This window comes from Aeromonas sp. PrichA-15 (assembly GCF_017939245.1).
Taxonomy (GTDB): domain Bacteria; phylum Pseudomonadota; class Gammaproteobacteria; order Enterobacterales; family Aeromonadaceae; genus Aeromonas; species Aeromonas caviae.
Map to the genome: position 1 here is coordinate 39,801 of NZ_JAGKRH010000001.1, position 25,685 is coordinate 65,485.

24 protein-coding genes are annotated in these 25,685 nt (G+C 61.3%); 11 read left to right on the top strand and 13 right to left on the bottom strand.

The features are described 5' to 3' along the window. Position 1: 1 nt before the first annotated feature. Positions 2–739, bottom strand: a complete 738-nt coding sequence (gene cmoA / locus J9889_RS00180; protein ID WP_042882621.1) for a carboxy-S-adenosyl-L-methionine synthase CmoA — start codon at positions 737–739, stop codon at positions 2–4. A gap of 333 nt (positions 740–1,072) precedes the next feature. Next, a complete protein-coding gene (locus J9889_RS00185) occupies positions 1,073–1,921 on the bottom strand; it encodes a DUF72 domain-containing protein (protein WP_113977971.1) in 849 nt (282 codons plus the stop codon). 428 nt (positions 1,922–2,349) lie between these two features. Between J9889_RS00185 and aspS the strand changes: the two genes are divergently transcribed. From aspS to J9889_RS00205, 4 genes are all read left to right on the top strand, one after another. Next, positions 2,350–4,116, top strand: a complete 1,767-nt coding sequence (gene aspS, locus J9889_RS00190; RefSeq protein WP_043155207.1) for an aspartate--tRNA ligase — start codon at positions 2,350–2,352, stop codon at positions 4,114–4,116. A 100-nt stretch (positions 4,117–4,216) separates the two neighbouring features. Continuing rightward, entirely contained in the window at positions 4,217–4,957 is a 741-nt protein-coding gene (locus J9889_RS00195) for a YebC/PmpR family DNA-binding transcriptional regulator (protein ID WP_010674094.1), read from the top strand. Positions 4,958–5,401: 444 nt separating this feature from the next. Then, positions 5,402–7,027 carry a phosphoethanolamine--lipid A transferase gene (locus tag J9889_RS00200; protein ID WP_113977973.1) on the top strand — a complete coding sequence of 542 codons (1,626 nt, stop codon included), beginning with the start codon at positions 5,402–5,404 and terminating at the stop codon, positions 7,025–7,027. A gap of 80 nt (positions 7,028–7,107) precedes the next feature. After that, on the top strand, positions 7,108–7,263 hold the full coding sequence (locus J9889_RS00205; protein WP_193550722.1) for a hypothetical protein: 156 nt from the start codon (positions 7,108–7,110) through the stop codon (positions 7,261–7,263). Between the two features lie 69 nt (positions 7,264–7,332). Here J9889_RS00205 and J9889_RS00210 read toward each other — a convergent pair whose 3' ends face one another. Genes J9889_RS00210 through nagB form a run of 3 tightly spaced genes read right to left on the bottom strand, consistent with a single transcriptional unit; the run spans position 7,333 to position 10,507 of the window. Beyond that, entirely contained in the window at positions 7,333–8,547 is a 1,215-nt protein-coding gene (locus tag J9889_RS00210; RefSeq protein ID WP_010674096.1) for an ROK family protein, read from the bottom strand. A gap of 4 nt (positions 8,548–8,551) precedes the next feature. Further along, on the bottom strand, positions 8,552–9,697 hold the full coding sequence (gene nagA, locus J9889_RS00215; RefSeq protein WP_039039842.1) for an N-acetylglucosamine-6-phosphate deacetylase: 1,146 nt from the start codon (positions 9,695–9,697) through the stop codon (positions 8,552–8,554). 9 nt (positions 9,698–9,706) lie between these two features. Beyond that, positions 9,707–10,507, bottom strand: a complete 801-nt coding sequence (nagB, locus tag J9889_RS00220; protein WP_010674098.1) for a glucosamine-6-phosphate deaminase — start codon at positions 10,505–10,507, stop codon at positions 9,707–9,709. Between the two features lie 272 nt (positions 10,508–10,779). Between nagB and nagE the strand changes: the two genes are divergently transcribed. Together nagE and J9889_RS00230 are read left to right on the top strand one after the other, a co-directional pair. Further along, a complete protein-coding gene (gene nagE / locus J9889_RS00225; protein ID WP_039039841.1) occupies positions 10,780–12,234 on the top strand; it encodes an N-acetylglucosamine-specific PTS transporter subunit IIBC in 1,455 nt (484 codons plus the stop codon). A 122-nt stretch (positions 12,235–12,356) separates the two neighbouring features. Beyond that, complete coding sequence (locus tag J9889_RS00230) at positions 12,357–15,020, top strand: beta-N-acetylhexosaminidase (protein ID WP_113977974.1); 2,664 nt, start codon at positions 12,357–12,359, stop codon at positions 15,018–15,020. Between the two features lie 344 nt (positions 15,021–15,364). Here the strand turns inward: J9889_RS00230 and J9889_RS00235 are convergent, their stop codons facing one another. Beyond that, positions 15,365–15,664 carry a hypothetical protein gene (locus J9889_RS00235; protein WP_201873064.1) on the bottom strand — a complete coding sequence of 100 codons (300 nt, stop codon included), beginning with the start codon at positions 15,662–15,664 and terminating at the stop codon, positions 15,365–15,367. Here J9889_RS00235 and glnS point away from each other — a divergent pair. Then, on the top strand, positions 15,581–17,242 hold the full coding sequence (gene glnS, locus J9889_RS00240; RefSeq protein WP_041215537.1) for a glutamine--tRNA ligase: 1,662 nt from the start codon (positions 15,581–15,583) through the stop codon (positions 17,240–17,242). The two genes, J9889_RS00235 and glnS, sit on opposite strands and share 84 nt — an antisense overlap. A gap of 99 nt (positions 17,243–17,341) precedes the next feature. Here glnS and fur read toward each other — a convergent pair whose 3' ends face one another. Beyond that, the gene (gene fur, locus J9889_RS00245; RefSeq protein WP_010674102.1) at positions 17,342–17,770 is read right to left on the bottom strand and encodes a ferric iron uptake transcriptional regulator; all 429 of its coding nucleotides are present in this window, start codon (positions 17,768–17,770) and stop codon (positions 17,342–17,344) included. A 231-nt stretch (positions 17,771–18,001) separates the two neighbouring features. On the opposite strand from fur, the gene J9889_RS00250 reads away from it, so the two are divergent. Beyond that, positions 18,002–18,475: a DUF4442 domain-containing protein gene (locus J9889_RS00250; RefSeq protein WP_010674103.1), complete on the top strand. Its 474-nt coding sequence runs from the start codon at positions 18,002–18,004 to the stop codon at positions 18,473–18,475. Positions 18,476–18,543: 68 nt separating this feature from the next. On the opposite strand, the gene fldA is transcribed toward J9889_RS00250, so the two are convergent. The 4 genes from fldA to J9889_RS00270 are packed head-to-tail and all read right to left on the bottom strand — an operon-like array spanning position 18,544 to position 20,467. Next, entirely contained in the window at positions 18,544–19,068 is a 525-nt protein-coding gene (gene fldA, locus J9889_RS00255; protein WP_010674104.1) for a flavodoxin FldA, read from the bottom strand. A gap of 40 nt (positions 19,069–19,108) precedes the next feature. Continuing rightward, positions 19,109–19,405, bottom strand: a complete 297-nt coding sequence (gene ybfE / locus J9889_RS00260; protein WP_005325670.1) for a LexA regulated protein — start codon at positions 19,403–19,405, stop codon at positions 19,109–19,111. A 20-nt stretch (positions 19,406–19,425) separates the two neighbouring features. Beyond that, complete coding sequence (locus J9889_RS00265) at positions 19,426–19,647, bottom strand: DUF2788 domain-containing protein (RefSeq protein ID WP_010674106.1); 222 nt, start codon at positions 19,645–19,647, stop codon at positions 19,426–19,428. Positions 19,648–19,702: 55 nt separating this feature from the next. Beyond that, the gene (locus tag J9889_RS00270; RefSeq protein WP_113977976.1) at positions 19,703–20,467 is read right to left on the bottom strand and encodes an alpha/beta fold hydrolase; all 765 of its coding nucleotides are present in this window, start codon (positions 20,465–20,467) and stop codon (positions 19,703–19,705) included. A gap of 290 nt (positions 20,468–20,757) precedes the next feature. Here J9889_RS00270 and seqA point away from each other — a divergent pair, with 290 nt between their 5' ends. Together seqA and pgm are read left to right on the top strand one after the other, a co-directional pair. Further along, on the top strand, positions 20,758–21,267 hold the full coding sequence (gene seqA, locus J9889_RS00275; RefSeq protein WP_042017344.1) for a replication initiation negative regulator SeqA: 510 nt from the start codon (positions 20,758–20,760) through the stop codon (positions 21,265–21,267). A gap of 53 nt (positions 21,268–21,320) precedes the next feature. After that, entirely contained in the window at positions 21,321–22,970 is a 1,650-nt protein-coding gene (gene pgm, locus J9889_RS00280; RefSeq protein ID WP_010674109.1) for a phosphoglucomutase (alpha-D-glucose-1,6-bisphosphate-dependent), read from the top strand. A gap of 74 nt (positions 22,971–23,044) precedes the next feature. Here pgm and J9889_RS00285 read toward each other — a convergent pair whose 3' ends face one another. Further along, a complete protein-coding gene (locus tag J9889_RS00285; protein WP_113977977.1) occupies positions 23,045–23,926 on the bottom strand; it encodes an EamA family transporter in 882 nt (293 codons plus the stop codon). 94 nt (positions 23,927–24,020) lie between these two features. Here J9889_RS00285 and J9889_RS00290 point away from each other — a divergent pair, with 94 nt between their 5' ends. Then, a complete protein-coding gene (locus J9889_RS00290) occupies positions 24,021–24,503 on the top strand; it encodes a MarR family transcriptional regulator (RefSeq protein WP_113977979.1) in 483 nt (160 codons plus the stop codon). Positions 24,504–24,548: 45 nt separating this feature from the next. On the opposite strand, the gene mltB is transcribed toward J9889_RS00290, so the two are convergent. Further along, positions 24,549–25,646, bottom strand: coding sequence for a lytic murein transglycosylase B (gene mltB / locus J9889_RS00295; RefSeq protein ID WP_045525304.1), 1,098 nt, complete (start codon positions 25,644–25,646; stop codon positions 24,549–24,551). Between the last annotated feature and the right edge of the window lie 39 nt (positions 25,647–25,685).

The following is a 25,685-nucleotide window of genomic DNA, read 5'->3' on the forward strand; positions in this document are numbered from 1 at the left end:
CTTAGTTGGTGTCGCTGGCTTTGATGGCAATCATGGAGCCGAAGTTGAAGCACTGGAACCAGAGGTCCAGGTGGGTGAAGCCTGCGTCCCGCAGGCGCGCCTGATGGACCGCCAGGGTGTCGGTGCGCATCACGTTCTCAAGGGCGGTGCGCTTCTGGCTGATTTCCAGCTCGCTGTAGCCGTTGGCCCGCTTGAAGTCGAGGTGCAAGTCGATGAGCAGCTCGTTGACCTGCTCGTCATCGAAGCGGAACTTCTCGCTCAGGATGAGGATGCCGCCGGGGCGCAGGCCGTCAAAGATGCGCGCGATGAGGGCGGCCCGCTTCTCGGGGGCGACGAACTGCAGGGTGAAGTTGAGCACCACCACGGAGGCGTTCTCGATGGGGATGTCGCAGATGTCCGCCTCCACCAGATCCACCGGTACCTCGGACTTGAAGCCCGAGAGGTGAGCGCGGGCCCGCTCGATCATGGGGTGGGAGAGATCCACCGCCGTGATCTGGCAGCCGGGCTGGGTGACGTGGCGGCGCATGGCCTGGGTCGCGGCGCCGAGGGAGCAGCCGAGATCGTAGAGGCGGCTCTGGGGCTGGGCGTAGCGGGCGGCCATCATGCCGATGGCGGAGATGATGTTGCTGTAACCGGGCACCGAGCGCTGGATCATGTCGGGGAAGACGTCGACGACCTGCTCGTCAAAGCAGAAGTCTCCCAGACGGGCGATAGGGGCGGCAAAAATCTGATCGTGCATGCTGACGCAACCTGACAGCCGGTGTGGTGGGCGGCTGTTTTATTCAATTGAATCTTGGGTGGACGGGCATCGAAATGGCGTCGTCACCGGTTGACGAACGGGGTTGCTTGCTCCGGGATCCGTCGGGCTGCCCCTGTTCGCAACGGGCCATGGTCCGGGCCCTCAGGGTGCCGGGCTGGGGTGGGCAACGCATTGCCATGCACCCAGGCCCGGGACCTTACTTGGGGCGCTAGTGTAGAGGAAAGGCGGGCGTTTGTCTTGACGCCAACCCCGGTGGGACCACAAAAAAAGCGGCTTTTTTTGGGGACGGAGAAGGGGCGGGGAGGGGGCCGCTCAAAAGGGCAGCACCCCCTGGCGGGCGCGATCGTTTTCTCCCGGCCAGGGGGCCATCTCCTGGCCGAGCAGGCGGCTGATCTGCCGTGCGAGTTCGGGGGCCCGGGCATTGTCAGCGGTGTGGACAAAGAGGTAGAGATCCTTGCCCTCCTGGAGCCATTGTTTCCAATGTGGCAACCATGGTGGCAAAAATGGGTGATTGTCCTCGATTTGAGGCAAACCAATCAGGCGCACCACCGGGGCACCTCCCGTGGCCAGCAGATGGACCGGCAACCTGGGTTTCTTGCCCTGGGCATCGATCATGGCGGCCGTGGTGGCGGGCACCGAGAAGAGCGGGCGGCTGTCGAGCATGATGCGATTGATGCTCCGCGCCATCAGCATCCGGTTGAGGGCCCGTTCCGCCTCCCCCTTGGCGAAGAAATCGGGGTGGCGCACCTCGAGGGCATAGGTGAAATCCTGGGGCAGCCGCGCGAAGAAGGCATCCAGACGGGCCAGCCCCTCTGGCCCGAAGCGGGCGGGCAGTTGCAGCTTGAGCAGCCCCAGCTTGTCATGCAGGGGGGCCAGCAGGCGGATGAAGGCCGTCACCTGTTTGTCCGCGCTCACCAGATCGCTCTGGTGACTGATCTCCTTGGGAAACTTGAAGCTGAAGCGAAAGTGGTCGGGGACCGCATCAGCCCAGCGCTGCACCGTCTCCGGGGTCGGTGAGGCGTAGAAGGTGGTGTTGCCCTCCACGGAGTTGAACACCCTGGCATAGTCAGCGAGGTGCTCGGCGGGCCTGGCATTCATCCCCAGCAACTGGCCGGGCCAGGCCGGGTGTGACCACTGGGGCAGGCCCAAATAGAGGCTCATGATGGTTCCTGTCGGCAGGTTGGCGCACTTTTGCCCTCCTTTTTGCGCCAGAACAACAAAAAACAGGGTAAAGGGGGCTGCGGGCCATTTTACCCAAATGGAGGTTTTCCTCTATAATGCCAACCCTTTTGTTTGCCACATTGTCGTAATGCGCGCGACCGAGCCCCCGGGTGACGATGATCGCGGCCCGGCAGTGGCCAGACAACGACGCCAGCCGATACCCCGGCGCCCACTCGTCATCCCGGTCGGGAGCGGGGGCCTGCCTGGGGCGGCGGTAAGAATCCGGCTCGGGGAGCCGGATGACCCGAGACAGATTTCAAACCGGGCAAGAAGCAGGATCTGGCCAGCTGTGAGACAGACGGTGCTTGCCAGTCGTGCCCGGCGACCCAGGATGAACCGTCTCTCTACCATTTCGAAGGAAGAAGTCCATGCGCTCTATCTATTGCGGACAGGTCAATGAGGCCCATGCCGGGCAGACCATTACATTGTGCGGTTGGGTCCATCGTCGTCGTGATCTCGGCGGCCTCATCTTTATCGACATGCGCGACCGCGAGGGCATCGTGCAGGTGTTCTTCGATCCGGACAAGCCGGACGCCTTTGCCCTGGCCTCCGAGCTGCGCGGCGAGTTCTGCATCCAGGTGACCGGTGTGGTGCGTACCCGCCCCGACTCCCAGCGCAACAGCGACATGGCCACCGGTGCCATCGAGGTGTTCGCCCACGAGCTCACCATCATCAACCGTGCCGAGCCGCTGCCCCTTGACTTCAACCAGGTCAACAGCGAAGAGGTGAGCCTCAAGTACCGCTACCTGGACCTGCGTCGTCCCGAGATGGCCAAGTACCTGAAGACCCGTGCCAAGGCCAGTGCCTTCGTGCGCCGCTTCATGGACGAGCACGGCTTCCTCGACATCGAGACCCCGATGCTGACCAAGGCGACCCCGGAAGGGGCCCGTGACTATCTGGTGCCGAGCCGCGTGCACAAGGGCAAGTTCTACGCCCTGCCGCAGTCCCCCCAGCTGTTCAAGCAGTTGCTGATGATGTCCGGCTTCGACCGCTACTACCAGATCGTCAAGTGCTTCCGCGACGAAGACCTGCGTGCCGACCGCCAGCCGGAATTCACCCAGATCGACGTGGAGACCTCCTTCATGACCGCGCCCCAGGTGCGTGAAATCATGGAAGAGATGATCCGCAAGCTCTGGCTGCACATCCTGAACGTGGACCTGGGTGACTTCCCCATCATGACCTTCGACGAAGCCATGCGCCGCTTCGGCTCCGACAAGCCGGACCTGCGCCTGCCGATGGAGCTGGTGGACGTGGCAGATCTCTTGACCGAGGTGGAGTTCGCCGTGTTCGCCGGTCCTGCCAAGGATCCGAAAGGCCGTGTGGCGGCCCTGAAGGTACCGGGCGGCGCGGAGCTGTCTCGCAAGCAGATCGACGAGTACACCAAGTTCGTCGGCATCTACGGTGCCAAGGGCCTGGCCTGGATGAAGGTCAACGAAGCAGCCAACGGCCTCGAAGGGGTGCAGTCCCCGGTGGCCAAGTTCCTCTCTGACGCCATCGTGCGCGAGATCCTGGCCCGCACCGGCGCGATGGATGGCGACATCATCTTCTTCGGCGCCGACTCCAAGAAAGTGGTGTGCGATGCCATGGGCGCCCTGCGCCTGAAGGTGGGCCGCGATCTGGGCCTGGTGGAGAACGTCTGGAAGCCCCTGTGGGTCATCGACTTCCCCATGTTCGAAGAAGATGGCGAAGGCGGCCTGGCGGCCATGCACCACCCCTTCACCGCCCCGAGCAACCTGGGCCCGGCCGAGCTGAAAGCGAACCCGGTGGGCGCTTACGCCAACGCCTACGACATGGTGATCAACGGCTACGAAGTGGGTGGCGGCTCTGTCCGTATCCACAACAGCGAGATGCAGTCCACCGTGTTCGACATCCTGGGGATCACCCCGGACGAGCAGCGCCTGAAGTTCGGCTTCCTGCTGGATGCCCTGAAATACGGCACCCCGCCCCACGCTGGCCTGGCCTTCGGTCTGGACCGCCTCAGCATGCTGCTGACCGGCACCGACAACATCCGGGATGTCATCGCCTTCCCGAAAACCACGGCGGCCGCCTGTCTGATGACAGACGCCCCGAGCTTTGCCAACCCGGCCCAACTGGGCGAGCTGGCGATTGCGACCACCGTCAAGGGTGACGAATAAGCCGTTATCGGCAACAAAGGCCGCAGCGATGCGGCCTTTCCCGTTTCCCTCTGGGCGCAACCAGTGTTACTGAAATTTCCAACTATAACGGAGAGTCCCTATGGCAGGTCACAGTAAATGGGCCAACATCAAACACCGCAAGGCGGCGCAAGACGCCAAGCGCGGCAAGATCTTCACCAAGCTGATCCGCGAAATCACCACCTCCGCGCGTCTGGGTGATGCCGATCCTGCCAACAACCCCCGCCTGCGTGCGGCGGTGGCGGCAGCCCTGACCAGCAACATGACCCGCGACACCATCAACCGCGCCATCGCCCGTGGGGCCGGCGGCGGTGACGGCGAGCAGCTCGAGACCATCGTGTACGAAGGGTACGGCCCGGCCGGTTCCGCCGTCATGGTGGAGTGCCTGACCGACAACCGCAACCGTACCGTGGCCGAAGTGCGTCACGCCTTCAGCAAGTGCGGCGGCAACCTGGGGACCGACGGCTCCGTGGCCTATCTGTTCACCAAGAAGGGGGTGCTGACCTTCGTGGGCGCCGATGAAGACGCCCTGATGGACGCCGCGCTGGAAGCCGGTGCCGACGACGTAGTGACCGAAGAAGATGGCACCATCGAGGTCTACACCACTCCGAACGACTTCGGCACCGTGCTGGACGGTCTGGAAGCCGCCGGCTTCAAGCCCGAGAGCGCCGAAGTGACCATGATCCCCTCCACCGAGGCGGAACTGGATGCCGAGACCGCGCCCAAGCTGATGCGCCTCATCGACATGCTGGAAGATCTGGACGACGTGCAGGAGGTGTACCACAACGGCTCCATCTCCGACGAGATCGCCGCGACCCTGTGATCCCCCAGAGCAAAGGGGAGGGCGACCACAACGGTCCTCTTCCCCGGCTCCGACGAGATTGCCGCGACCCTGTGATTGCCTCTCGGGAGCGCTGTGATCCCCCAGGGCAAGGGGAGGGCGACCACAACGGCCCTCTTCCCCGGCTCCGGCGAGATCGCCGGCCGCTCGCGACCCTGTTCAGGTTCGCGAACACACAGGTGCAACACCTTGTTCACCTTCGCAAAAACGGCAGCCCGGGCTGCCGTTTTTTTATGTGCCAGACCGCGCACCTCCCCTTGTGGTTCGATTTCCTCTCTTAATGTTCGCTTAAGTTTGCCGTCCTAGGATGACCCCGTATCTGGACCTCCCTGGCTCTTTTCCTGTTTTTCAGGGCCGAGTGTCGGGATGGTCACCACGAAGCCTGCTGGCAGGTTGTTAGTTCCACTGGTTTGTCGGAGTCTCTCTATGCGTCTCACTCTGGGAGTGATGAAGGTCAATCTGTTGCTGGTGCTGCTGTTTGCACTGGTCTTCAACTGGCCCATTTTCCTGCACTTTTATCGCATTCTCAGCGCCCTTGAACACGTCAAGGCGGGGTTTGTCCTTTCCATTCCCCTGGTACTGGTGGCGGCCCTCAACGCGGTGTTCCTGCCCTTTACCTTCCGTTATCTGCTCAAGCCCTTCTTCGCCTTGCTCATCATGACCGGCTCCCTCGTCAGCTACGCCATGCTCAAGTACGGGGTGATCTTCGACATGGGCATGATGCAGAACATCATCGAGACCAACAGCGGGGAGGCGGGCTCCTACCTCAACGGCTCCGTGGTGCTCTGGTTCCTGCTGACCGGCCTGCTGCCGGTGCTGGTCCTGCTGTGGGTGAAGATTGAGTATCCCCGTCCCTGGTACAAGGGACTGGGTCTGCGCCTCGGTTCCATCGCCCTCTCCTTGCTGTTTCTGGTGGGGGCTGCCGCCCTCTATTACCAGGATTACGCCTCGGTCGGGCGCAACAACAAGTCTCTCGGTAAGGAGATAGTGCCCGCCAACTATGTGCATGGGCTCTACAAGTACGCCCGGGATGTGGTCTTCGCCACTCCCATTCCCTACAAGCAGATCGGCACCGATGCCAGGGTGATCGGCCAGCATCAGAAGCCGACCCTGATGTTCCTGGTGGTGGGGGAGACGGCCCGCAGCCAGAACTACTCCCTCAACGGCTACAAGAAGGAGACCAACGGCTTCACCGAGAAGGAGGCCAATGTCGTCTCGTTCAGGAACGTGCGCTCCTGCGGCACCGCCACGGCGCTCTCCGTGCCCTGCATGTTCTCGAACATGACCCGGCGCGGCTATGACGAGGCCAGGGCCCAGTCCCAGGATGGCTTGCTGGACGTGCTGCAACATGCCGGGATCTCGGTGCTCTGGAAGGAAAACGACGGCGGCTGCAAGGGGGTGTGCAAAAACGTTCCCACCATCGAGATTGAGCCCAAGGCATTCCCCGCATACTGCTCCGGCAATGCCTGTCATGACGAGGTGCTGTTGCAGGGGCTGGATCAGCAGATCGCCGACATGCAGGGCAAGCAGGGCAGCAAGCTGGTGGCCTTCCACCTGATGGGCAGCCACGGTCCGACCTACTATCGCCGCTACCCGGCCGCCGATCGCGTCTTCCTGCCGGACTGCCCGCGCAGCGACATCGAGAACTGCAGCAACGAAGAGCTGGTGAACACCTATGACAACACCATCCGCTACACCGACAAGGTGCTGGCCCAGCTCATCGACAAGCTCAAGAGCCTGGAGAGCCAGTACAACGTGGGGCTGGTCTATCTGTCGGATCACGGTGAATCCCTCGGTGCCATGGGGCTCTATCTGCACGGCACCCCCTACAAGTTCGCACCGGACGATCAGACCCGGGTGCCGCTCCTGACCTGGTTCTCTCCCCAGTTGCAGGCAGACCGTCAGCTCAATCTGGATTGCCTGCAACAGGAGGCAGCCAGCAAGCGCTTCTCCCACGACAACCTGTTCCACTCCATGCTCGGTATCATGGACGTGCAGACCCAGGTCTATGACGGCAAGCTGGATCTCTTCAAGCCGTGCCGGGCGGGGTGAATGGGCCCGAGCGGTTGAGCGGCACGGCAACCTGTTGCCCCGCACCATGCTCGGTATCATGGATGTGCAGACCCAGGTCTATGACGGCAAGCTGGATCTGTTCAAGCCGTGCCGGGCGGGGTGAATGGGCCAGAACGGTTGAGCGGCACGACAACCTGTTGCCCCGCACCATGGATGTGCAGACCCAGGTCTATGACGGCAAGCTGGATCTGTTCAAACCGTGCCGGGCGGGGTGAACCGGCGAAAACAGACCATAAAAAAACGGCAGCCACTGGCTGCCGTTTTCGTGTCCGAAGGGGTGGAGCTTACTTTTGCTCCATGATGATCTGCAGCAGATCCCCTTCCAGCAGGGAGCGCTTGACCAGGGCGAAGCCGCCGATGGTGGGCTGGTTCTGGAAGCGCGCCTTCACGATGGGCAGGCCGCGATGGAAACTTGGCAGAGACTGGTGCTCGACACAGCGGCGGATGGCCGGGATCAGGATCTCTTCGGCGGCGGTGATTTCACCGGCGATGAGCACCTTCTGGGGGTTGAACAGGTTGACCGTGATGGCGATGGCGCGCCCCAGGTGCTCCCCCACGTTCTCGATCACGCTGCGGGCCAGCTCGTCACCGGCCACCGCCGCCTTGCACACCTCCTGAATGGTGATGTGCTTCTCTTGCAGCGAACTCAGGTGACCGCGGCTGATGAGCTCCTTCACCTTGTCGACGATGGCCTCGTTGGAGGCGATGGTCTCGAGGCAGCCGAAGTTGCCGCAGTGGCAGCGCTTGCCAAGGGGTTCGACCTGGATGTGGCCTATTTCGCCGACGTTGCGGTTCTGGCCAAGAAACACCTTGCCTTTGGTGATGATGCCCGAGCCCGTCCCCTGGTGGACACTCACCAGGATGGAGTCCATGCAGTCGCGGGACTCGCCGAAGAAGTGCTCGGCCAGCGCCAGCGAACGGGTGTCGTTGCCCACGTAGCAGGGGAGGTTGAAGTGGTGCTCCAGGAGCTTGGCGAGCCCCAGGTTGCGGATCTGGTAGGTGGGGGTGTAGATGACCATGCCGGATTCCGGGTTGACCAGACCCGGCATGGTCAGCGCGATACTGATGAGGTTGCGGCTGCGATCCTGATTGGCGTCGATGAAGGCGCCAATCTCCCGCAGCAGCATGTCCACAACCGGTTGCTGCTCGATCTCGGTCACCTGGGTGATGTGCTGATCGAGCTCCTTGCCGTCGAGGTCATACAGGGAGAGCTGCAGGTAGCCGCGACCCAGCTTGGCGGACACAAACTGGAAGCGATGCTTGATGGTGGTCAGGGAGATGGCGCGGCGCCCGCCAGTGGAGGCTTGCGGCGAGGTTTCCCTGATGAGGCCGTGCTCGATCAGTTGCCGGGTTATCTTGGTCACGCTGGCCGGGGCCAGCTGACTCAACTCGGCAATTTTGACCCGCGAGATGGGCCCCTGCAGGTCAATGAGGCGATAGACGACCGCACTGTTTACCTGCTTGATAAGATCTACGTTTGCTATTTGTCCGCCAGTCATAGTGTCACTGTGTTGTGTAGTGTCCGTTAACCACGGTCCCGCAGACCGCGAAGGCCTGATCAAAGACGGTGAGGTTGGCAATTTTTCCGACCTGGATACTACCGAGACGCGAGTCCCATCCAATGGCGCGAGCGGGGTAAAGGGTGGCCATTCTCAGTGCTTCGTCGAGCGGCAATCCGACCTGTTTGACCAGATTTTCCACCCCTTCGATCATGGTGAGGGCGGAGCCGCCGAGTGTACCATTCTCATCGACGCACTGACCATCGCGGAAATAGACGGTTGCGCCGCAAAAATCAAATTTCTCAAAGCCTTCCGGTGCGCCCGCCGCCGCGGTGGCATCGGTGACCAGCACCAGCCGCTCCCCCAGCATCCTGTGCGCCAGGCGCACGTTGGCCCAGTGTACGTGGTGGCCGTCGACGATGATGCCCGCATAGACATCCTTGCGATCGTAGATGGCACCGACCACGCCGGGCTCGCGACCATTCAGGGTCGGGGTCATGGCGTTGTAGAGGTGGGTGGCAAAGCGCATGCCGTTGTCAAAGCCCGCCATGGCCTGGTCGTAGTTGGCGGCGGTGTGGCCGGCGGAGACCAGGATGCCGGCCTCCACCAGACGGCGGATGTGCTCGGGCTTGTTGCGCTCCGGCGCCAGGGTGATCTTGGCGATGGCGTCCGCGTTGTCGCAGAAGAAGTCGATCATCTCGTCGGCGGGCTGGCGGATCTGTTCGGCCGGGTGGATCCCTTTGCGCTTGAGGTTGGTATAGGGCCCTTCCAGATGGACGCCAAGCACCTCGTTGGGGTGGGCGGCCATGTAGTCGCGGGTGACGGCAACGGCCTGCTTCATGTCCGCATCCGGGCTGGTGATCAGGGTCGGCAGGAAGCTGGTGGTCCCGGATTTCAGGTTGGCCGCCTGCATGGTGGCCAGGGTGTCCGTGGTGATGTGACCGTTGAACATGACGCCACCGCAGCCGTTGAGCTGGACGTCGATGAAGCCGGCGCTGAGGTTGGCGCCCTGGAGGTCAATCTGCTCGATGCCGGCGGGCAGTTCTGCCTGGCGGGAGATGGCTACAATCTTGTCGCCATCGATGACCACGCCATAACCGGTCAGCACGCAGCTGCCGGTGTAGAGAGTGCAATTAGTCAGAGCGTACATGGGAGCTCCTCAGAGGTGCTTGATATTGTCGGCTTCCAGTTGCTGGAAGTAGCGCACCGTCTTGACCTTCAACTCCATGGTGGAAGGTTCGTCGCACACCACAATCCCTTTCGGATGCAGTTGCAGGGTGGAGATGGTCCACATGTGGTTGACGCTGCCCTCCACGGTGGCCTGCAGGGCCTGGGCCTTGGCGTGACCGACCACCAGGATCAGGATCTCTTCGGCGTCCATCAGGGTGCCGACACCCACGGTCAGAGCCAGCTTGGGCACCTGCTCCATGTCGCCGCCAAAGAAGCGGGAGTTGGCGATGCGGGTGTCTTCGGTCAGGGTCTTGACCCGGGTACGGGAAGCCAGGGAAGAGGCTGGTTCGTTGAAGGCGATGTGGCCGTCATTGCCGACGCCGCCCATGAACAGGTGGATCTTGCCGTAGGACTTGATCTTGTCTTCGTAGCGCTGGCACTCGGCCACCAGATCCTCGGCGTTGCCATTGAGGATGTTGATGTTTTCCGGGCGAATGTCCACGTGATTGAAGAAGTTGTTGTGCATGAAGCTGTGGTAGCTCTCCGGGTGTTCCTTGGGCAGCCCCACGTACTCGTCCATGTTGAAGGTGACCACGTTCTGGAAGCTCACCTCGCCGGCTTTATGCAGCTCAATCAGGCGCTTGTAGGTGTTGAGCGGGGTGCCGCCAGTGGGCAGACCCAGCACGAAGGGGCGCTCGGCAGTGGGTTTGAACGCATTGATGCGGTCAACGATGTAACGGGCAGACCAGAGACCCACCTGGCTGGCAGACTTCAACGGGATCAGGCGCATTCTATATACCTCAGTACGGTTGCCGCACAGGGAGTGACGGCAAGGGACCAGACACGGATTCAAGTTGTTTTATAGCGTAAATAAAGATTGCGAACTAAGCCACATCTATCGGCTACCTTTATCTCTGTTGAGTGATAATGATCACGAAAGCTGGTTTATTAATTTGCGCAGCGAAATAAAACACATAGACTGCCAATCAAGCCTTGATGGCTTATGCGTCGAACGTGATAAGCACTTAATTTCTAGAAAAACACCAACTAAGGAGAGGAACCGTGAACATTCTCGGTTATTTGCAAAAGATCGGCCGTGCCCTGATGGTGCCGGTAGCGGTATTGCCTGCCGCCGCGATCCTGATGGGGATTGGCTACTGGATTGACCCGAACGGTTGGGGTGGCGGAAGCCCTCTGGCTGCGTTTCTGATCAAGGCGGGCGCCGCCATCATCGACAGTATGCCCATTCTGTTCGCCGTCGGCGTCGCTTACGGCATGTCCAAGGATAAAGACGGTTCCGCCGCGCTGGCCGGTCTGGTCGGCTTCCTGGTGGTCACCACCCTGCTGAGCCCGGGCGCCGTGGCCCAGATCAAGGGTATCCCGGCCGACCAGGTGCCGGCAGCCTTTGCCAAGATCAGCAACCAGTTCGTCGGCATCCTGTGTGGTGTCATCGCTGCCGAGCTCTACAACCGCTTCAGCAGCGTGGAGCTGCACAAGGCGCTGGCTTTCTTCTCCGGTCGTCGTCTGGTGCCGATCGTGACCTCCGTGGTGATGATCGTCGTCTCCTTCATCCTGATGGCCGTCTGGCCGGTCATCTACGGTGGCCTGGTGAGCTTCGGTGAATCCATCGTCAGCATGGGCTCCACCGGTGCCGGCATCTATGCCTTCTTCAACCGTCTGCTGATCCCGGTCGGTCTGCACCACGCCCTGAACTCCGTGTTCTGGTTCGACGTGGCCGGCATCAACGACATCCCGAACTTCCTGGGTGGCCAGTCCTCCATCGACGCCGGCAAGGCTGTCGTGGGCGTGACCGGCATGTATCAGGCCGGCTTCTTCCCCATCATGATGTTCGGTCTGCCGGGTGCCGCACTGGCCATCTACCACAGCGCGAAGAAAGAGAACAAAGAGAAAGTTGCGTCCATCATGATCGCTGCCGCCTTTGCCGCCTTCTTCACCGGGGTGACCGAGCCGCTCGAGTTCTCCTTCATGTTCGTGGCGCCGGTACTGTACGTCATCCATGCCCTGCTGACCGGTATCTCCGTGTTCATCGCAGCCTCCATGCACTGGATCGCCGGTTTCGGCTTCAGCGCCGGTCTGGTGGATATGGTGCTCTCCAGCCGCAACCCGCTGGCGACCCAGTGGTACATGCTGCTGGTACAGGGTCTGGTCTTCTTCGGCCTCTACTACGTGGTCTTCCGCGCCGTGATCGCCAAGTTCAACCTGAAAACCCCGGGTCGTGAAGATGACGAAGCCGTGCCGGTACAGGCTCAAACCACCGACCGCACCGAGCTGGCCAAGCAGTATCTGGAAGTGCTGGGTGGTCAGGAGAACCTGGTGACCATCGATGCCTGCATCACCCGTCTGCGTCTGACCCTGAAAGACCGCAGCATCGTTGACGAGCGCAAGCTCAAAGCTCTGGGCGCGGCCGGTGTGGTCAAGCTCGGTGAGCAGAACCTGCAGGTGATTCTGGGCCCATTGGCCGAGATCATCGCCGGTGAGATGAAAGCCCTGCGTTAATCGAGCGACTCGCTCACCTCAAGTCTAAGTCCATTGTTGACATAACTAAGGGCCCCGCCTCGGGGCCCCATATAAAAAAAGCCAAGAAAATCCAACCTTTACTTCAAATGAGAGCAGCAGTTATGAACTTGAAACATTCTCTGTTAGCCATTGCCATGTCTACCGTTTTCGCCGGTCCCGCACTTGCAGCCGATGCTGCCAGGCAAGCGGTGGTCGACGCCCTCGCCAGCAACCTCGTCGTCAAGTACGAAGTCGTCACCAATGACGGTGCCGGCGCCGGTCTTGACTGCCAGGCGCTGGGCTCCGAGTGGGCGAGCTGCGGCGTTGCCAAGCTGCACCTGACCAATACCGGTGCCGACGTCACCTCCAAGGACTGGAGCATCTATGTCTCCTCCATCCGCCGCATCCAGCGGGTGGACAACGACCAGTTCACCATCACCCACCTGACCGGCGACCTCTATCGTTTGACGCCGACCGAGAAGTTCCAGGGCTTTGCCAAGGACGCCACGGTCGAGGTGCCCCTGGTGGTGGAATACTGGGTATTGTTCGAATCTGACATCATGCCGAACTGGTATGTCGCCAGTGAAGGGGCCGAGCCGAAAGTGCTGGCCAGCATGAGCAACATCGACGATGCCAGCACCTACGAGAAGCCGATGCCTGCCGATGGCTGGAAGCGCACCAAGGATGACAACAACATCCTGATGAACAGCGAGACCCGTTTCGCCGCGAACCAGACCAGCACCCTGCTGCCTGCCGGCAAGATTGACGACCGCATCCTGCCAAGCCCCATGAAGCAGGTGGTCAAGGCCGGCCCGCAAATCGACTTCTCCACCATCAAGCTCAATGCCCTTGACCTGCCGAGCGATCGCGCCGAGGCCCTGAAGGCGCAACTGACCAAGCTGGGTGTTACCCTCTCCGACACCGGCTACCCGGTCACCATCAAGCTCGGCAGCAAGCTCAAGCAGGCCGAAGGCTACGACATGACCATCGGCAAGAAGGGCACCGTCATTCAGGGGCACGACGTTGACGGCGCCTTCTGGGGCGCCCAGTCCCTGATCTCTCTGCTGGGGGTTGACGACAAGCTGGTGAGCCAGATGAGCGTCGAGGATGCGCCGCGCTTTGAATACCGTGGCATGCAGACCGACGTGGCCCGTCACTTCAGAAGCCCGGAGACCATGAAGAAGCTGGTTGACCAGATGTCCGCCATGAAGCTCAACGTGCTGCACCTGGGGCTGACCAACGATGAAGGCTGGCGTCTGGAGATCCCGGGCCTGCCGGAGCTGACCGACGTCGGCAGCCAGCGTTGCCACGACGAGTCCGAAACCAAGTGCCTGATGCCGCAGCTTGGCTCCGGTCCGACCAACGACAACCAGGGCTCCGGTTTCTACAGCAAGGCGGACTACATCGACCTGGTACGCTATGCCAAGGCGCGCGGTGTGACCGTGATCCCCGAGATCAACATGCCGGCCCACGCCCGTGCCGCCGTGGTCTCCATGGAGGCGCGCTACAAGCGTCTGATGAGCGAGGGCAAAGAGGCCGAGGCCAACCAGTTCCGTCTGACTGACCCGGCCGATACCTCCAACGTCACCTCGGTGCAGTTCTACGACAAGATGTCCTTCATCAACCCCTGCCAGCCGGGTGCCGCCACCTTCGTGGCCAAGGTGATGGACGAAGTGGCCCAGATGCACCAGGCCGCCGGCCAGCCGCTGACCGCCTGGCACTACGGTGGTGACGAGGCGAAGAACATCATGCAGGGCGGTGGTTACCAGGATCCGGCCGTCACCAAGAAAGAAGATCTGGTGGCCTGGAAGGGCAACGTCGACTCCAGCAAGCAGGACAAGCCGTTCGGCAAGTCCCCCATGTGCCAGAAGATGATCGACGATGGCAAGATCAAGGACGTGGCCGAGCTGCCGGTCTACTTTGCCAAGGAAGTGAGCGAGATGGTCAAGGGCCATGGCTTCTCCACCCTGCAGGCGTGGGAAGATGGCCTGAAGTACGCCACGGATGCCAGCGTATTCGCCACCGACAAGACCCGGGTCAACTTCTGGGAAACCCTCTACTGGGGTGGTTTCAACGAGGCGATGAAGTGGGCGCACAAGGGCTATGACGTGGTGCTCTCCAACCCGGATTACCTCTACTTCGACTTCCCGAACGAGGTACACCCGGCCGAGCGCGGCTACTACTGGGCAACCCGCTTCAACGACACCCGCAAGGTGTTCGCCTTCGCCCCGGAAAACCTGCCGCAGAACGCCGAGACCTCGGTTGACCGCGACGGCAACGCCTTCGTGGCCAAGGGTGACCAGGATCCGGTCAAGTTCAAGGGGATCTCCGGTCAGCAGTGGAGTGAAACCGTGCGCACCGATGCCCAGTACGAGTACATGGTCTATCCGCGTATCTTCTCCGTGGCCGAGCGCGCCTGGCACAAGGCCGGCTTCGAGCTCGATTACGTGAAGGGTCGCGAGTTCTCCGGCACCACCAAGCATGTCAACAAGGCCACCCTGAACAAGGAGTGGAACCAGTTGGCCAACGTGCTGGGCCAGCGCGTGCTGCCCAAACTGGACCAGGCCGGGGTGGAATATCGCCTCTCCGTACCGGGTGCCAAGGTGGTGAACGGTGTGCTGGAAGCGAACGTGGATCTGCCGGGTCTGCCCATCCAGTACAGCCTGGATGGCAAGAGCTGGAGCGCCTACGACGCTGCCGCCAAGCCGACCGTGGATGGCAAGGTCTACCTGCGTACCACCAGCTTCGATGGCAAGCGCACCAGCCGCGTCACCGAGCTGAACTGATAGCTAGCCTTCAATCCATAACGCAAGGTGGGTCGCAAGACCCGCCTTTCCCAAGATCGATGGCCATCGGGTTTGGGAAAGGTTGACTCTGCGTGTGAACCTTTGTTGTGTGTGTTTTGTCTGTTTTTCATCACTTGAGACCCCGCCCCGTGCGGCAATGCTGTTCAGATAAGCACTTTTTTGACTGATTATTCATAAATTGGATTTGAGTTGAGGGGGCAAGGCTGTGTCCAGTCGATCTTCCTCCAGCCTTTATCCAGCGGGGCTTGCAATAGAAAGAGGGAGGCATCATGCCTCCCTCGCTTTTTTGTCCTGATACTACGTGGACTGGAACTCAAATTCTCTTAAGTGAACAGCATTGCGCCCCGTGCGGGGCTTTTTTTGACCAGGATCTCTGCAATTTCTCCCGTTTCGCCGTTTTTGGTGCGCCAATGACCCGAATTGGCCAAATTCAGGTTGAGGCAGGGCGCGTAATGAGGGATCATACCCGGCTTGACGGCGGGGGTATGAGGGTGCCAGCCGGCACAACGTCCGCCAGTGACGCATTTTTGAGGTGAGCCATGAGTCAGGCGAACAGCCCAACTAACTTTATTCGTCAGATCATTGATGAAGATCTGGCCAGCGGTAAGCACAGCAGCGTGCATACCCGTTTCCCGCCGGAGCCGAACGGTTATCTCCATATCGGCCACGCCAAATCCATCTGCCTGAACTTCGGCATCGCCCGCGACTATCAGGGTCAGTGCAACCTGCGTTTCGATGACACCAACCCGGCGAAGGAAGACATCGAGTTCGTGGAGTCCATCAAGCAGGACGTCCAGTGGCTGGGCTTCCAGTGGAGCGGCGAGATCTGCTACTCCTCCGACTATTTCCACAAGCTGCACGGCTACGCCATCGAGCTCATCGAGAAGGGACTGGCCTATGTGGACGAGCTCTCCCCGGAGCAGATGCGCGAATACCGCGGCACCCTGACCGCTCCTGGCAAGAACAGCCCGTTCCGCGATCGCAGCGTGGAAGAGAACCTGGCCCTGTTCGCCAAGATGAAAAACGGTGAGATGGCCGAAGGCTCCGCCTGCCTGCGCGCCAAGATCGACATGGCATCCCCCTTCATGGTGATGCGCGATCCCGTCATCTATCGCATCAAGTTTGCCCACCACCACCAGACCGGTGACGAGTGGTGCATCTACCCGATGTATGACTTCACCCACTGCATCTCGGACGCCCTGGAGGGGATCACCCACTCCCTGTGTACCCTGGAGTTCCAGGACAACCGTCGCCTGTATGACTGGGTGCTGGACAACATCAGCATCGACTGTCACCCCCGTCAGTACGAGTTTTCCCGTCTGAACCTCGAATACACCGTCATGTCCAAGCGCAAGCTGAACCTGCTGGTGACCGAGGGGCACGTGAACGGCTGGGACGATCCGCGCATGCTGACCGTCTCCGGTCTGCGCCGCCGTGGTTACACCCCGGCCTCCATCCGCGAGTTCTGCAAGCGCATCGGTGTGACCAAGCAGGACAACATCGTTGAGATGAGCATGCTGGAAGCCTGCATCCGCGACGATCTCAACGAGAACGCCCCGCGCGCCATGGCCGTGCTGCACCCGGTGAAGGTGGTGATCGAGAACCTGGCGGCGGACGAGGTGCTGACGGCGCCAGCGCACCCGAACAAGCCGGAGATGGGGACCCGTGAGCTGCATTTCTCCCGCGAAATCTTCATCGACGAGGCTGACTTCAAAGAGGAAGCCAACAAGCAGTTCAAGCGGCTGGTGCTGGGCAAGGAAGTGCGCCTGCGCAACGCCTACGTCATCAAGGCCGAGCGGGTCGAGAAGGATGCGGACGGCAAGGTCACCTGCATCTACTGCTCTTACGACCCCGAGACCCTGGGCAAGGATCCGGCGGACGGTCGCAAGGTGAAAGGGGTGATCCACTGGGTCAGCGCCACTCACTCCCTGCCGGCCGAAGTGCGTCTCTATGACCGTCTGTTCAAGGTGCCGAACCCGGGCGCCGAGGATGACTTCGAAGCGGCCCTGAATCCGGAATCCCTGGTGATCATCGAAGGGGCCCGGGTGGAGGCTTCCCTGAAGGATGCCAAGCCGGAGTTTGCCTACCAGTTCGAGCGTGAAGGTTACTTCTGCGCCGACAACAAGCTCTCCAGCGCCGAGCACCTGGTGTTCAACCGCACCGTGGCCCTGCGTGACGTCTGGGGCAAGGCCGAGGCCTGATAGAAGAGGGCAGGGGAGACCCTGCCGCTTCTGGTCCGGATTGCGGACACAAAAAAGCCAGCATCATGCTGGCTTTTTTATTGCGCCGACCCGGCCGAATCAATCGTCGTGCTTGCAGTCACCGTTGGCGCAGTGGCCATACAGGTAAAGGCTGTGGTTGGTCAGGCGGATGTTGTGCGCCTTGGCGATGTCGCGCTGGCGCTGTTCGATCACCTCGTCGGAGAACTCGATCACCTTGCCGCAGTCGAGGCAGACCAGGTGGTCGTGGTGCTCCTGGGTGGCGAGCTCGAACACCGACTTGCCCCCTTCGAAATGGTGACGGGTGACGATACCGGCATCATCAAACTGGTTGAGAACGCGATAAACGGTAGCGAGACCAATCTCCTCGCCCTGATCGATCAGCCGTTTGTACAGATCTTCCGCACTGGTGTGCTGGCAGTCCGGCTGTTGCAGGATTTCCAGGATCTTGACACGGGGCAAGGTGATCTTGAGCCCGGCCTTTTTTAACGCTTGGTTGTTGTCTGCCATTTCTATTTATTCGCATTCTCGAAGGTGTGGTTATTCTGATTGACTGCCGCTGTAATGGCAACCACGAACTCGCTTGGCCTGTCATTATAGGTCGTAGCCAAGTTAAAAATAAACCCAGCAATTCAAGGGCTTTAGATCATCAAGCCCGTCATGGGAATATTCAGGCCCGCTTGCTCGACCAGAGAATGTTGATACTATGTGACTTCTTTATAGTCTGGTCGGATGAGATCCATGGATTGGCTTTTCGGCAATGCCGCCTGGGTGCGCTGCGCCCTCAACGCCTGGCCCCCCTTCTGGGGCGCAGGCATCAAGATAGAAACCCTGAGCCCCGATTTCCGCTTCTGCCGGGTGACGCTCAAGTCCCGCTGGTGGAACAAGAATGCCAACCGGACCCAGTTCGGCGGCAGCATGTTCGCCATGACGGATCCCATCTACCCGTTGATGCTGATGGGCTATTTCAAGAACCGCTACTACGTGTGGGACAAGGCGGGCAGCATCAATTTCATCAAGCCTGGCAAGGGCAAACTGGTGGCGGAGTTCACCCTGAGCGACGCCAAGCTGGCATCGATCGTGGCGGCGACCGAGGGGGGAGAGAAGCACTTTCCCGAGTTCGAGGTGCAGGTGCAGGATGGTCAGGGCGAGCTGGTGGCCCAGGTGAAGCGCACCCTCTATGTCAGATCCAAGCCTCAGCACAGGGGTGGCTGAATGCCTGCTGCAGATGCAACAAGGGCCCCGTCGGGGCCCTTGTTGCATGAAGAGGGAGGGAGATCAGATCACTCCAGCTCGCCCAGGCACATCTCTTCGTGCAGCTGTTTGCACCAGCCCTTGACACGCTCGGCTGTCAGTTCGGGTTGGCGATCTTCGTCGATGCCCAGGCCCACGAAGTGTTTGTCATCCACGAGCGCCTTGGAGGCTTCGAACTCGTAGCTGGCGGTCGGCCAGTGGCCGATGATGATGGCGCCCTTGGCTTCGACGATGTCACGCAGGGTGCCCATGGCGTCGAGGAAGTACTCGGCATAGTCTTCCTGATCGCCGCATCCGAAGATGGCCACCAGCTTGTTGTTGAAGTCGATCTCTTCGAGTTCGGGGAAGAAGTCGTCCCAATCGGCCTGGGCTTCGCCGTAGTACCAAGTCGGGATGCCGAACATCAGCAGATCGAAGCTGTCGATATCGGCCTTGCTGCTCTTGGCAATGTCACGGACTTCAATCAGTTGTTTGCCCAGTTCTTTCTGGATCATCTTGGCGACAGCTTCGGTATTACCGGTATCGCTGCCGAAAAACAGACCTACACTAGCCATAGTGTTTCGTTACCCGTATCTGGTGTTGATGCTTGACGGTTCAGATTGCGATGCCTGCTGCATGAGCAGACTCGATCTGTTGCTTCAGGATAGATTGGATCAGCTCGGCTCGGCTGACGTTCTGTTGCAGCGCAAGTTGGTTCAGGCGCTCCAGCAACTCGGCTTCCACCTTTAACTCGACCCGTTTCAGCCCGTTCTCACGATCGCGCTTGAGCTGGTTGCGCTTGTTGATCTTGAGCTGGGTCTCGCGGGGGAGTGGATTGGTCTTTGGCCTGCCGGGGCGCTTCTCAGTTGCGAACAGATCCAGTGTTGTTCGATCAGTTTGCTGTTTGGCCATACATCACAGATGAAAAGTAGTTAGCCGATCCCTGAGCCTTCCCAGCCCATTTCGATCAGCCCCTTGGCGACAAAACCCGCGCAACCCAGAAACAGCACCAGCCAGACGATGAAGCGGCCGAAGCGGGGCACATTGCCCCGTTTGAGCACGTCCTGAATGGCCAGACCAATCAGCAGGAAGATGGCCACGAAGAACAGTTTCAGGCCCAGACTCTCGATGAGATCGATGTGTTCACTCAGCATGGATTGCGCGCACTCCTTAAGACGGGCGCACTATATCACAAAGGATTTGAAACTGTTAACCGCCTGTCGACAGGAAATCCACAACCAGTTTGTTGAACAAAACCGGCTTTTCCGCGTGCAACCAGTGGCCGGTGCCGGCGATGACGCGGGCCCTGGCGGCCGGGAACTGGGCCATCGCGGCCCCGGTGTATTCGGGCAGCATATAGTCGGAGTCGCCCCCCTTGATGAAGAGTGTCGCGCCTTCGAAGCGGCGTTCATCGTCGGGCCAGCCCATGATGTTGGCGTAGTTGCGCTCAAGGGCCGGCACGTTGAAACGCCACCCCCATCCAGACTCCCCTTTGGCGAAGGATTTGAGCAGGAACTGGCGCACCCCGGCGATCTCGATGTGCTCGGCCAGCATGGCTTCCGCCTCGCTGCGGCTCTGGGGGGGCGTGGCCAGCGTGGCATTGAGCCCGGCAAACACGTTCTTGTGGCGGGCGTGGGGATAGGCCACCGGGGCGATGTCCGCCACCACCAGCTTGCTGACCCTGTGAGGGGCCTGCTTGGCGACCTGCATGGCGACCTTGCCCCCCATGGAGTGGCCCACCAGGGCCACCTGCTCAAGTCCAAGATGGTCCAGCAGGGCCAGGATGTCCGCCGCCTGGGCCGGGTAGCTCATCTCGTCCGAGTGAAAGGAGGCGCCGTGATTGCGCAGATCGACGCTGATGACCCGGTATTGTTCGCAGAGGGGGCGCGCCAGCAGGCCGAGGTTGTCCAGGCTGCCAAAGAGGCCATGGATCAGCACGACAGTCGGGCCTTCGCCCTGATCCTTGAAGTTCAATCGTGGGTATTGTTGCAAAATGACACCTTATCGGTCGTGGGCTCTATCGCCATAATTTTTAACACACTGAAAGAAAAGGATTTCATTCCTGGTGGGGGATTTTTTTGTGGTTTTTTTTCAAAAATATCGCCCCGGGATCGGCTATCAGTGCGGGGGATCACACACTTGGCCCGTCATTATGCCGTATTCTCAAGGAGATTCATGCACATCTGTCCGCCCCTTGCTTGGGCTGCCGGGTCTGCCTATGTATAATCGCCGCATCCGAATTTCGACGAGTCCAGCGCATCCCTATGAAAACCATCGAGCTTGATGACGATCTCTACTTCTTTATCGCGAGCCAGACCCGGCACATCGGCGAGAGTGCGTCCGATATCCTGCGTCGCCTGCTGGAGCAACCCGCCCAGGCCGGCACGGCAACCGTGGCGGCCGCGCCTGCGATGCAACCGCAACCCGTGGCAGATGCCCTGGGGCTGGAGGCGTTGCTGGACTCCGGCGAGCTTCAGAAAGAAGAGAAGTCCATCAACCGCTTCATGCTGGTATTGAGCACCCTCTATCGGGACAACCCGGAAGGCTTCACCCAGGCGACCGAGATAAAAGGGCGCAAGCGCGTCTACTTCTCCCGTGACCCGGAAGCGCTGCGTGCCAGTGGCAGCACCACCAAGCCCAAGCCGGTACCGGAGACCCCGTTCTGGGTGATCACCAATACCAATACCAGCCGCAAGCAGAACATGGTGGCCCAGCTCATGAACAGCATGGGTTATGACGAGGATCTGACGGCTCGGGTGTGCGGCGCCGTTTAACCCATCAATGACTTCAGGCCTTGCCGGGCAAGGCTCAGCTCAAGGAAAACGCCATGGCACAGCATTCCCACGCCGGTCAGCCGGCTCGTCTTTGCGATCTGACCAACATTCCCCGTCTGGTCAGCGCCTACTACCTCAACAAGCCGGACATGAGCCGCCCTGAGCAGCGGGTCGCCTTCGGCACCTCCGGTCACCGCGGCAGCGCCCTGCACAGCGCCTTCACCGAATCCCACATTCTGGCGGTGACCCAGGCGCTGGTGGAGTACCGCCAGCAGGCCGGTATCACGGGGCCGCTGTTCGTCGGCATGGATACCCATGCCCTGTCCGAATCCGCCTTTGCCAGCGCGGTGGAAGTGCTGGCGGCCAACGGTGTCGAGACCCGCATTCAGGCTGGCCTCGGCTTCACGCCGACCCCGGTCATCTCCCATGCCATCCTGCGCCACAACGCAGGCAAACCCGTGGCCCAGGCGGACGGCGTGGTGATCACCCCGTCCCACAACCCGCCGGAAGATGGTGGCTTCAAATACAACCCGCCCCACGGCGGTCCTGCCGAAGGCGAGATCACCAAGTGGGTGGAGGATCGCGCCAACGCGATCCTGGAAGCGGGCCTGGCCGGCGTGAAGCGGATGCCGTTTGCCGAGGCCCTCAAGAGCCCGTTCGTGGTGGAACACGACTATGTCACCCCTTATGTGGATGATCTCGAAAACGTGCTGGATCTGGCCGCCATCAAGCAGGCTGGCATCAAGATCGGCGTGGATCCGCTGGGTGGCTCCGGCGTCGCCTACTGGGACGTCATCGCCAGGCGCTACGGTCTGGACATCGAGGTGGTGAACTACAAGGTCGATCCGACCTTCTCCTTCATGACCCTGGACAAAGACGGCAAGATCCGGATGGACTGTTCCAGCCCGTTCGCCATGGCGAGCCTGATTGCCCTGAAAGACAAGTTCGACATCGCCCTTGGCAATGACCCTGACTACGACCGTCACGGCATCGTCACCAAGGCGGGCCTGATGAATCCGAACCACTATCTGGCGGTGGCGATCCAGTATCTGTTCACCCACAGAACCGGCTGGCCCAAGGGGGCGGCCGTCGGCAAGACGCTGGTCTCCTCTTCCATGATCGACCGGGTGGCCGGCGAGATCGGTCGCACCCTCAAAGAGGTGCCGGTCGGCTTCAAGTGGTTCGTGGACGGTCTCTACAGCGGCGAGTTCGGCTTTGGCGGCGAGGAGAGCGCGGGTGCCTCCTTCCTGCGCAAGGACGGTACCGTCTGGACCACCGACAAGGATGGCTTCATCCTGGCGCTGCTGGCGGCCGAGATCCTGGCGGTGACCGGCAAGGATCCCCAGGCCCACTACGATGCGCTCGAAGCCAGATTCGGCCGCTCCAGCTACCGCCGCATCGATGCCCCGGCCAACAGCGCCCAGAAGGCGGTGCTCTCCAAGCTGGATCCGGCCCTGGTGGAAGCCTCCACCCTGGCTGGCGAGCCCATCCTCGCCAAGCTGACCAAGGCGCCGGGCAACGATGCCGCCATCGGCGGCCTGAAAGTGGTGACCGAGAACGGCTGGTTCGCGGCGCGCCCCTCCGGTACCGAGTCCATCTACAAGATCTACATGGAGAGTTTCAAGGGGGAGGCGCACCTGGACCTCATCCAGCAGGAAGCCCAGCAGATTGTCTCCGCCGCCCTGGCCAAGGCCGGCGTCTGACCCTTACGGCAACAACCCATGTGAAAGAGGAGCCCTGGTGGCTCCTCTTCTTTTTGTGTCGGGTTGACTGCGGATCAGCCGTTGTCGACGCTGCCGGTGGCGGCCTTGCGGTTCTGCCAGCGCTTGAGGAAGGAGCGGGCCGGCAGCTTCATCAGGAAGAGAGAGAGCAGGATGATGCCGATGCCGAGCCACTGACGGCCATCCAGGGTTTCTCCCACCATCAGCACACCGCAGGAGACCGCCACCATGGGGTTGGTGAGGGCCAGCATCCCCATCACCTCCGGGCCATGGCGTTTGAGTCCCCAGAGCCAGGCCCAGTAGGCCAGAGCCGTATTGAGGATCACCAGCCAGATAAGCCCGGGAGTGGCGTCAGCCCGGGGCAGGGGCATGGGGCCGGTCAGCCACCAGGCCAGCGGGATCAGCATCAGGCCGCCCAGCAGCAGCTGCCAGGCGGTCAGGGCCAGCAGATCGTCCACCGGCCAGCGTTGCATCCAGCGGCTCGACTGGCCGATGAGCAGGGTGGCGAGCAGGGCGCACGCCACGCCGACGGGATCCAGATTGGCAGAGGGATTGAGCAGCAAGAGCACCCCGACGAGCCCCATCACCCCCAGCAACAGCCACTTGATCGTCGGTCTGACACCGTCTTGCAGCCAGGCCAGCCCCATCAGGATGAGGGGCAGCGTCGCTCCCAACGTACCCGCCACGGCGCCGGGCAGGCGAAACGCCGCCACGAACAGCAGGGCGAAGAAGGCGGTGATGTTGCAAAACGCCAGCAGGAACTGCCTGCTCCAGACGAGAGGCGGCCTGCGGGGATGGAGCAACAGCAGCAGCACCCCGGCGGGGAGGGCGCGCCACACGGCCACCCAGTAGGGGGAGTAGTCGGTCAGGTAGAGACTGACGACGGCATAGGTGCTGCCCCAGAGCAGGGGGGCGAGCAGGGCGATCAGCAGTGGCATGGTTATCTCGCAACAAAGTATCTTCAAGTAAAGATACATTAGTCGCGAGTTGGTTTATTATCAAGTATCTTCATATAAAGATAATGGAGCCCCAATGGAGAGTGATCATGTAGATCAGCTGCTGGCCCAGTGGGCCCGGCAGCGCCCGGACCTCGACTGCACCCCCATGGGGGTGCTGGGGCGGGTGGCGCGCATGGCGGCGATCGCCGGGCGCGAAGTGAACGAGACCCTCAAGGAGTGCGGTCTGCTGGGGTCTGATTTCGATATCCTGGCGACCCTGCGTCGGGCCGGCGAGTCGCTGACCCCGACCGCGCTCTACCAGTCCGCCATGCTGAGTTCAGGGGCCATGACGGCCCGGCTCGACAAGCTGGAGCAGCGTGGCCTGATAAGACGTGAAGCCTCCCCCGATGACAGGCGCAGCCTGCTGGTCTGCCTGACGGAGCCGGGGCGGGAGCTGGTTGACCATGCGGTGGAGCAGCACGTGGCGAACGAGCGTCGCCTGCTGGCCCCATTGAGCCTGGCCGAACAGGAGCAGCTGGCGGCCCTGCTCAAGCGCTGGTTGCTGGAAAACGAATAGCAAAACGGGCCCATCGGGCCCGTTTTCGTTGGCATTGAGGCTGGCTCAGTAGCCGCCTCTGGCATCCCTGACGGCAAGGCCAAGCTGCCATACCGCCATGGCGTAGTGGGTGCTGTGGTTGTAGCGGGTGATGGCGTAGAAGTTCGGCAAGCCGTACCAGTACTGGTAACCGGTGCCGACATCCAGACGCAGCAGGCTCGCCTCCTTGTGATTGCCAAGGGAGCCGGTGGGAGCCAGCCCGGCACCGCGCAGGGTGGCCACCGGGTAGCGGGTCTGGAAGCCGTGCTCATAGCCCGGCAGCTGTCCCTGGCCGCGTACTGCCACCGGCTGCCCTTTCTCCCAGCCGTGGGCCTTGAAGTAGTTGGCCACGCTGCCGATGGCATCCACCGGATCCCACAGGTTGGTGTGGCCGTTGCCGTTGAAGTCCACCGCGTAGTTGCGAAAACTCGACGGCATGAACTGGCCGTAGCCCATGGCCCCGGCATAGGAGCCCTTGGGTTCGGTGGGGTCCATCCCCTCATCCCGGGTCATCACCAGGAAGGCTTCCAGCTCGCCGGTGAAGAAGTCGGCGCGGCGCGGGTAGTCAAATGCCAGGGTCGCCAGGGCGTCGAGAATGCGCGTCTTGCCCATCACCCGACCCCAGCGGGTCTCCACCCCGATGATGCCGACGATGATCTCGGGTGGCACCCCGTAGATCTGCTGCGCCCGGTTGAGTTCACTCTCGTATTCACGCCAGAAGTTGACGCCGTTCTGTACGTTGTCCGGGGTGATGAACTTGGCGCGGTAGCGGTTCCAGGCGCCGGTCGGGCCGGTGGGCGGTCTGGTGGTGGGGGCCTGGGCGTCCATCAGCTTGATGATCCAGTCATAACGCTCGGCCTGGGCCAGTACCCGGTGCAGCTCGGCGCCGTCGAAGCCGTGCTTTTGCACCATCCGCTGCACGAAGTTGTCCACGTTGGAACGATTGGCGAAGTCCCCCTTGCTGACCCCGGGCTGGCTCACCTGCCCGTAGAAGGGTTTGCTCGGCGGCGTCTGGTTGATGAAGGCGCTGTTGGGTTGGGGTTTGACCACGGGCTTGGGCGCCGGCGTGCTGCTGCAGCCGTAGATCAGGGGAAACAGGGAGAGGACACAGACAAGGCGACGCATAGGGTTCTCGTGAGCCTGAAAAAGAGTGCCGTCATGGTA

Excerpts from the sequence above, each read along its gene's own strand:
- cmoA (WP_042882621.1), bottom strand. The coding sequence starts at position 739 with ATGCACGATCAGATTTTTGCCGCCCCTATCGCCCGTCTGGGAGACTTC.
- J9889_RS00185 (WP_113977971.1), bottom strand. The coding sequence starts at position 1,921 with ATGAGCCTCTATTTGGGCCTGCCCCAGTGGTCACACCCGGCCTGGCCC.
- aspS (WP_043155207.1), top strand. The coding sequence starts at position 2,350 with ATGCGCTCTATCTATTGCGGACAGGTCAATGAGGCCCATGCCGGGCAG.
- J9889_RS00195 (WP_010674094.1), top strand. The coding sequence starts at position 4,217 with ATGGCAGGTCACAGTAAATGGGCCAACATCAAACACCGCAAGGCGGCG.
- J9889_RS00200 (WP_113977973.1), top strand. The coding sequence starts at position 5,402 with ATGCGTCTCACTCTGGGAGTGATGAAGGTCAATCTGTTGCTGGTGCTG.
- J9889_RS00205 (WP_193550722.1), top strand. The coding sequence starts at position 7,108 with ATGACGGCAAGCTGGATCTGTTCAAGCCGTGCCGGGCGGGGTGAATGG.
- J9889_RS00210 (WP_010674096.1), bottom strand. The coding sequence starts at position 8,547 with ATGACTGGCGGACAAATAGCAAACGTAGATCTTATCAAGCAGGTAAAC.
- nagA (WP_039039842.1), bottom strand. The coding sequence starts at position 9,697 with ATGTACGCTCTGACTAATTGCACTCTCTACACCGGCAGCTGCGTGCTG.
- nagB (WP_010674098.1), bottom strand. The coding sequence starts at position 10,507 with ATGCGCCTGATCCCGTTGAAGTCTGCCAGCCAGGTGGGTCTCTGGTCT.
- J9889_RS00230 (WP_113977974.1), top strand. The coding sequence starts at position 12,357 with ATGAACTTGAAACATTCTCTGTTAGCCATTGCCATGTCTACCGTTTTC.
- glnS (WP_041215537.1), top strand. The coding sequence starts at position 15,581 with ATGAGTCAGGCGAACAGCCCAACTAACTTTATTCGTCAGATCATTGAT.
- J9889_RS00235 (WP_201873064.1), bottom strand. The coding sequence starts at position 15,664 with ATGCACGCTGCTGTGCTTACCGCTGGCCAGATCTTCATCAATGATCTG.
- fur (WP_010674102.1), bottom strand. The coding sequence starts at position 17,770 with ATGGCAGACAACAACCAAGCGTTAAAAAAGGCCGGGCTCAAGATCACC.
- J9889_RS00250 (WP_010674103.1), top strand. The coding sequence starts at position 18,002 with ATGGATTGGCTTTTCGGCAATGCCGCCTGGGTGCGCTGCGCCCTCAAC.
- fldA (WP_010674104.1), bottom strand. The coding sequence starts at position 19,068 with ATGGCTAGTGTAGGTCTGTTTTTCGGCAGCGATACCGGTAATACCGAA.
- ybfE (WP_005325670.1), bottom strand. The coding sequence starts at position 19,405 with ATGGCCAAACAGCAAACTGATCGAACAACACTGGATCTGTTCGCAACT.
- J9889_RS00265 (WP_010674106.1), bottom strand. The coding sequence starts at position 19,647 with ATGCTGAGTGAACACATCGATCTCATCGAGAGTCTGGGCCTGAAACTG.
- seqA (WP_042017344.1), top strand. The coding sequence starts at position 20,758 with ATGAAAACCATCGAGCTTGATGACGATCTCTACTTCTTTATCGCGAGC.
- pgm (WP_010674109.1), top strand. The coding sequence starts at position 21,321 with ATGGCACAGCATTCCCACGCCGGTCAGCCGGCTCGTCTTTGCGATCTG.
- J9889_RS00285 (WP_113977977.1), bottom strand. The coding sequence starts at position 23,926 with ATGCCACTGCTGATCGCCCTGCTCGCCCCCCTGCTCTGGGGCAGCACC.
- J9889_RS00290 (WP_113977979.1), top strand. The coding sequence starts at position 24,021 with ATGGAGAGTGATCATGTAGATCAGCTGCTGGCCCAGTGGGCCCGGCAG.
- mltB (WP_045525304.1), bottom strand. The coding sequence starts at position 25,646 with ATGCGTCGCCTTGTCTGTGTCCTCTCCCTGTTTCCCCTGATCTACGGC.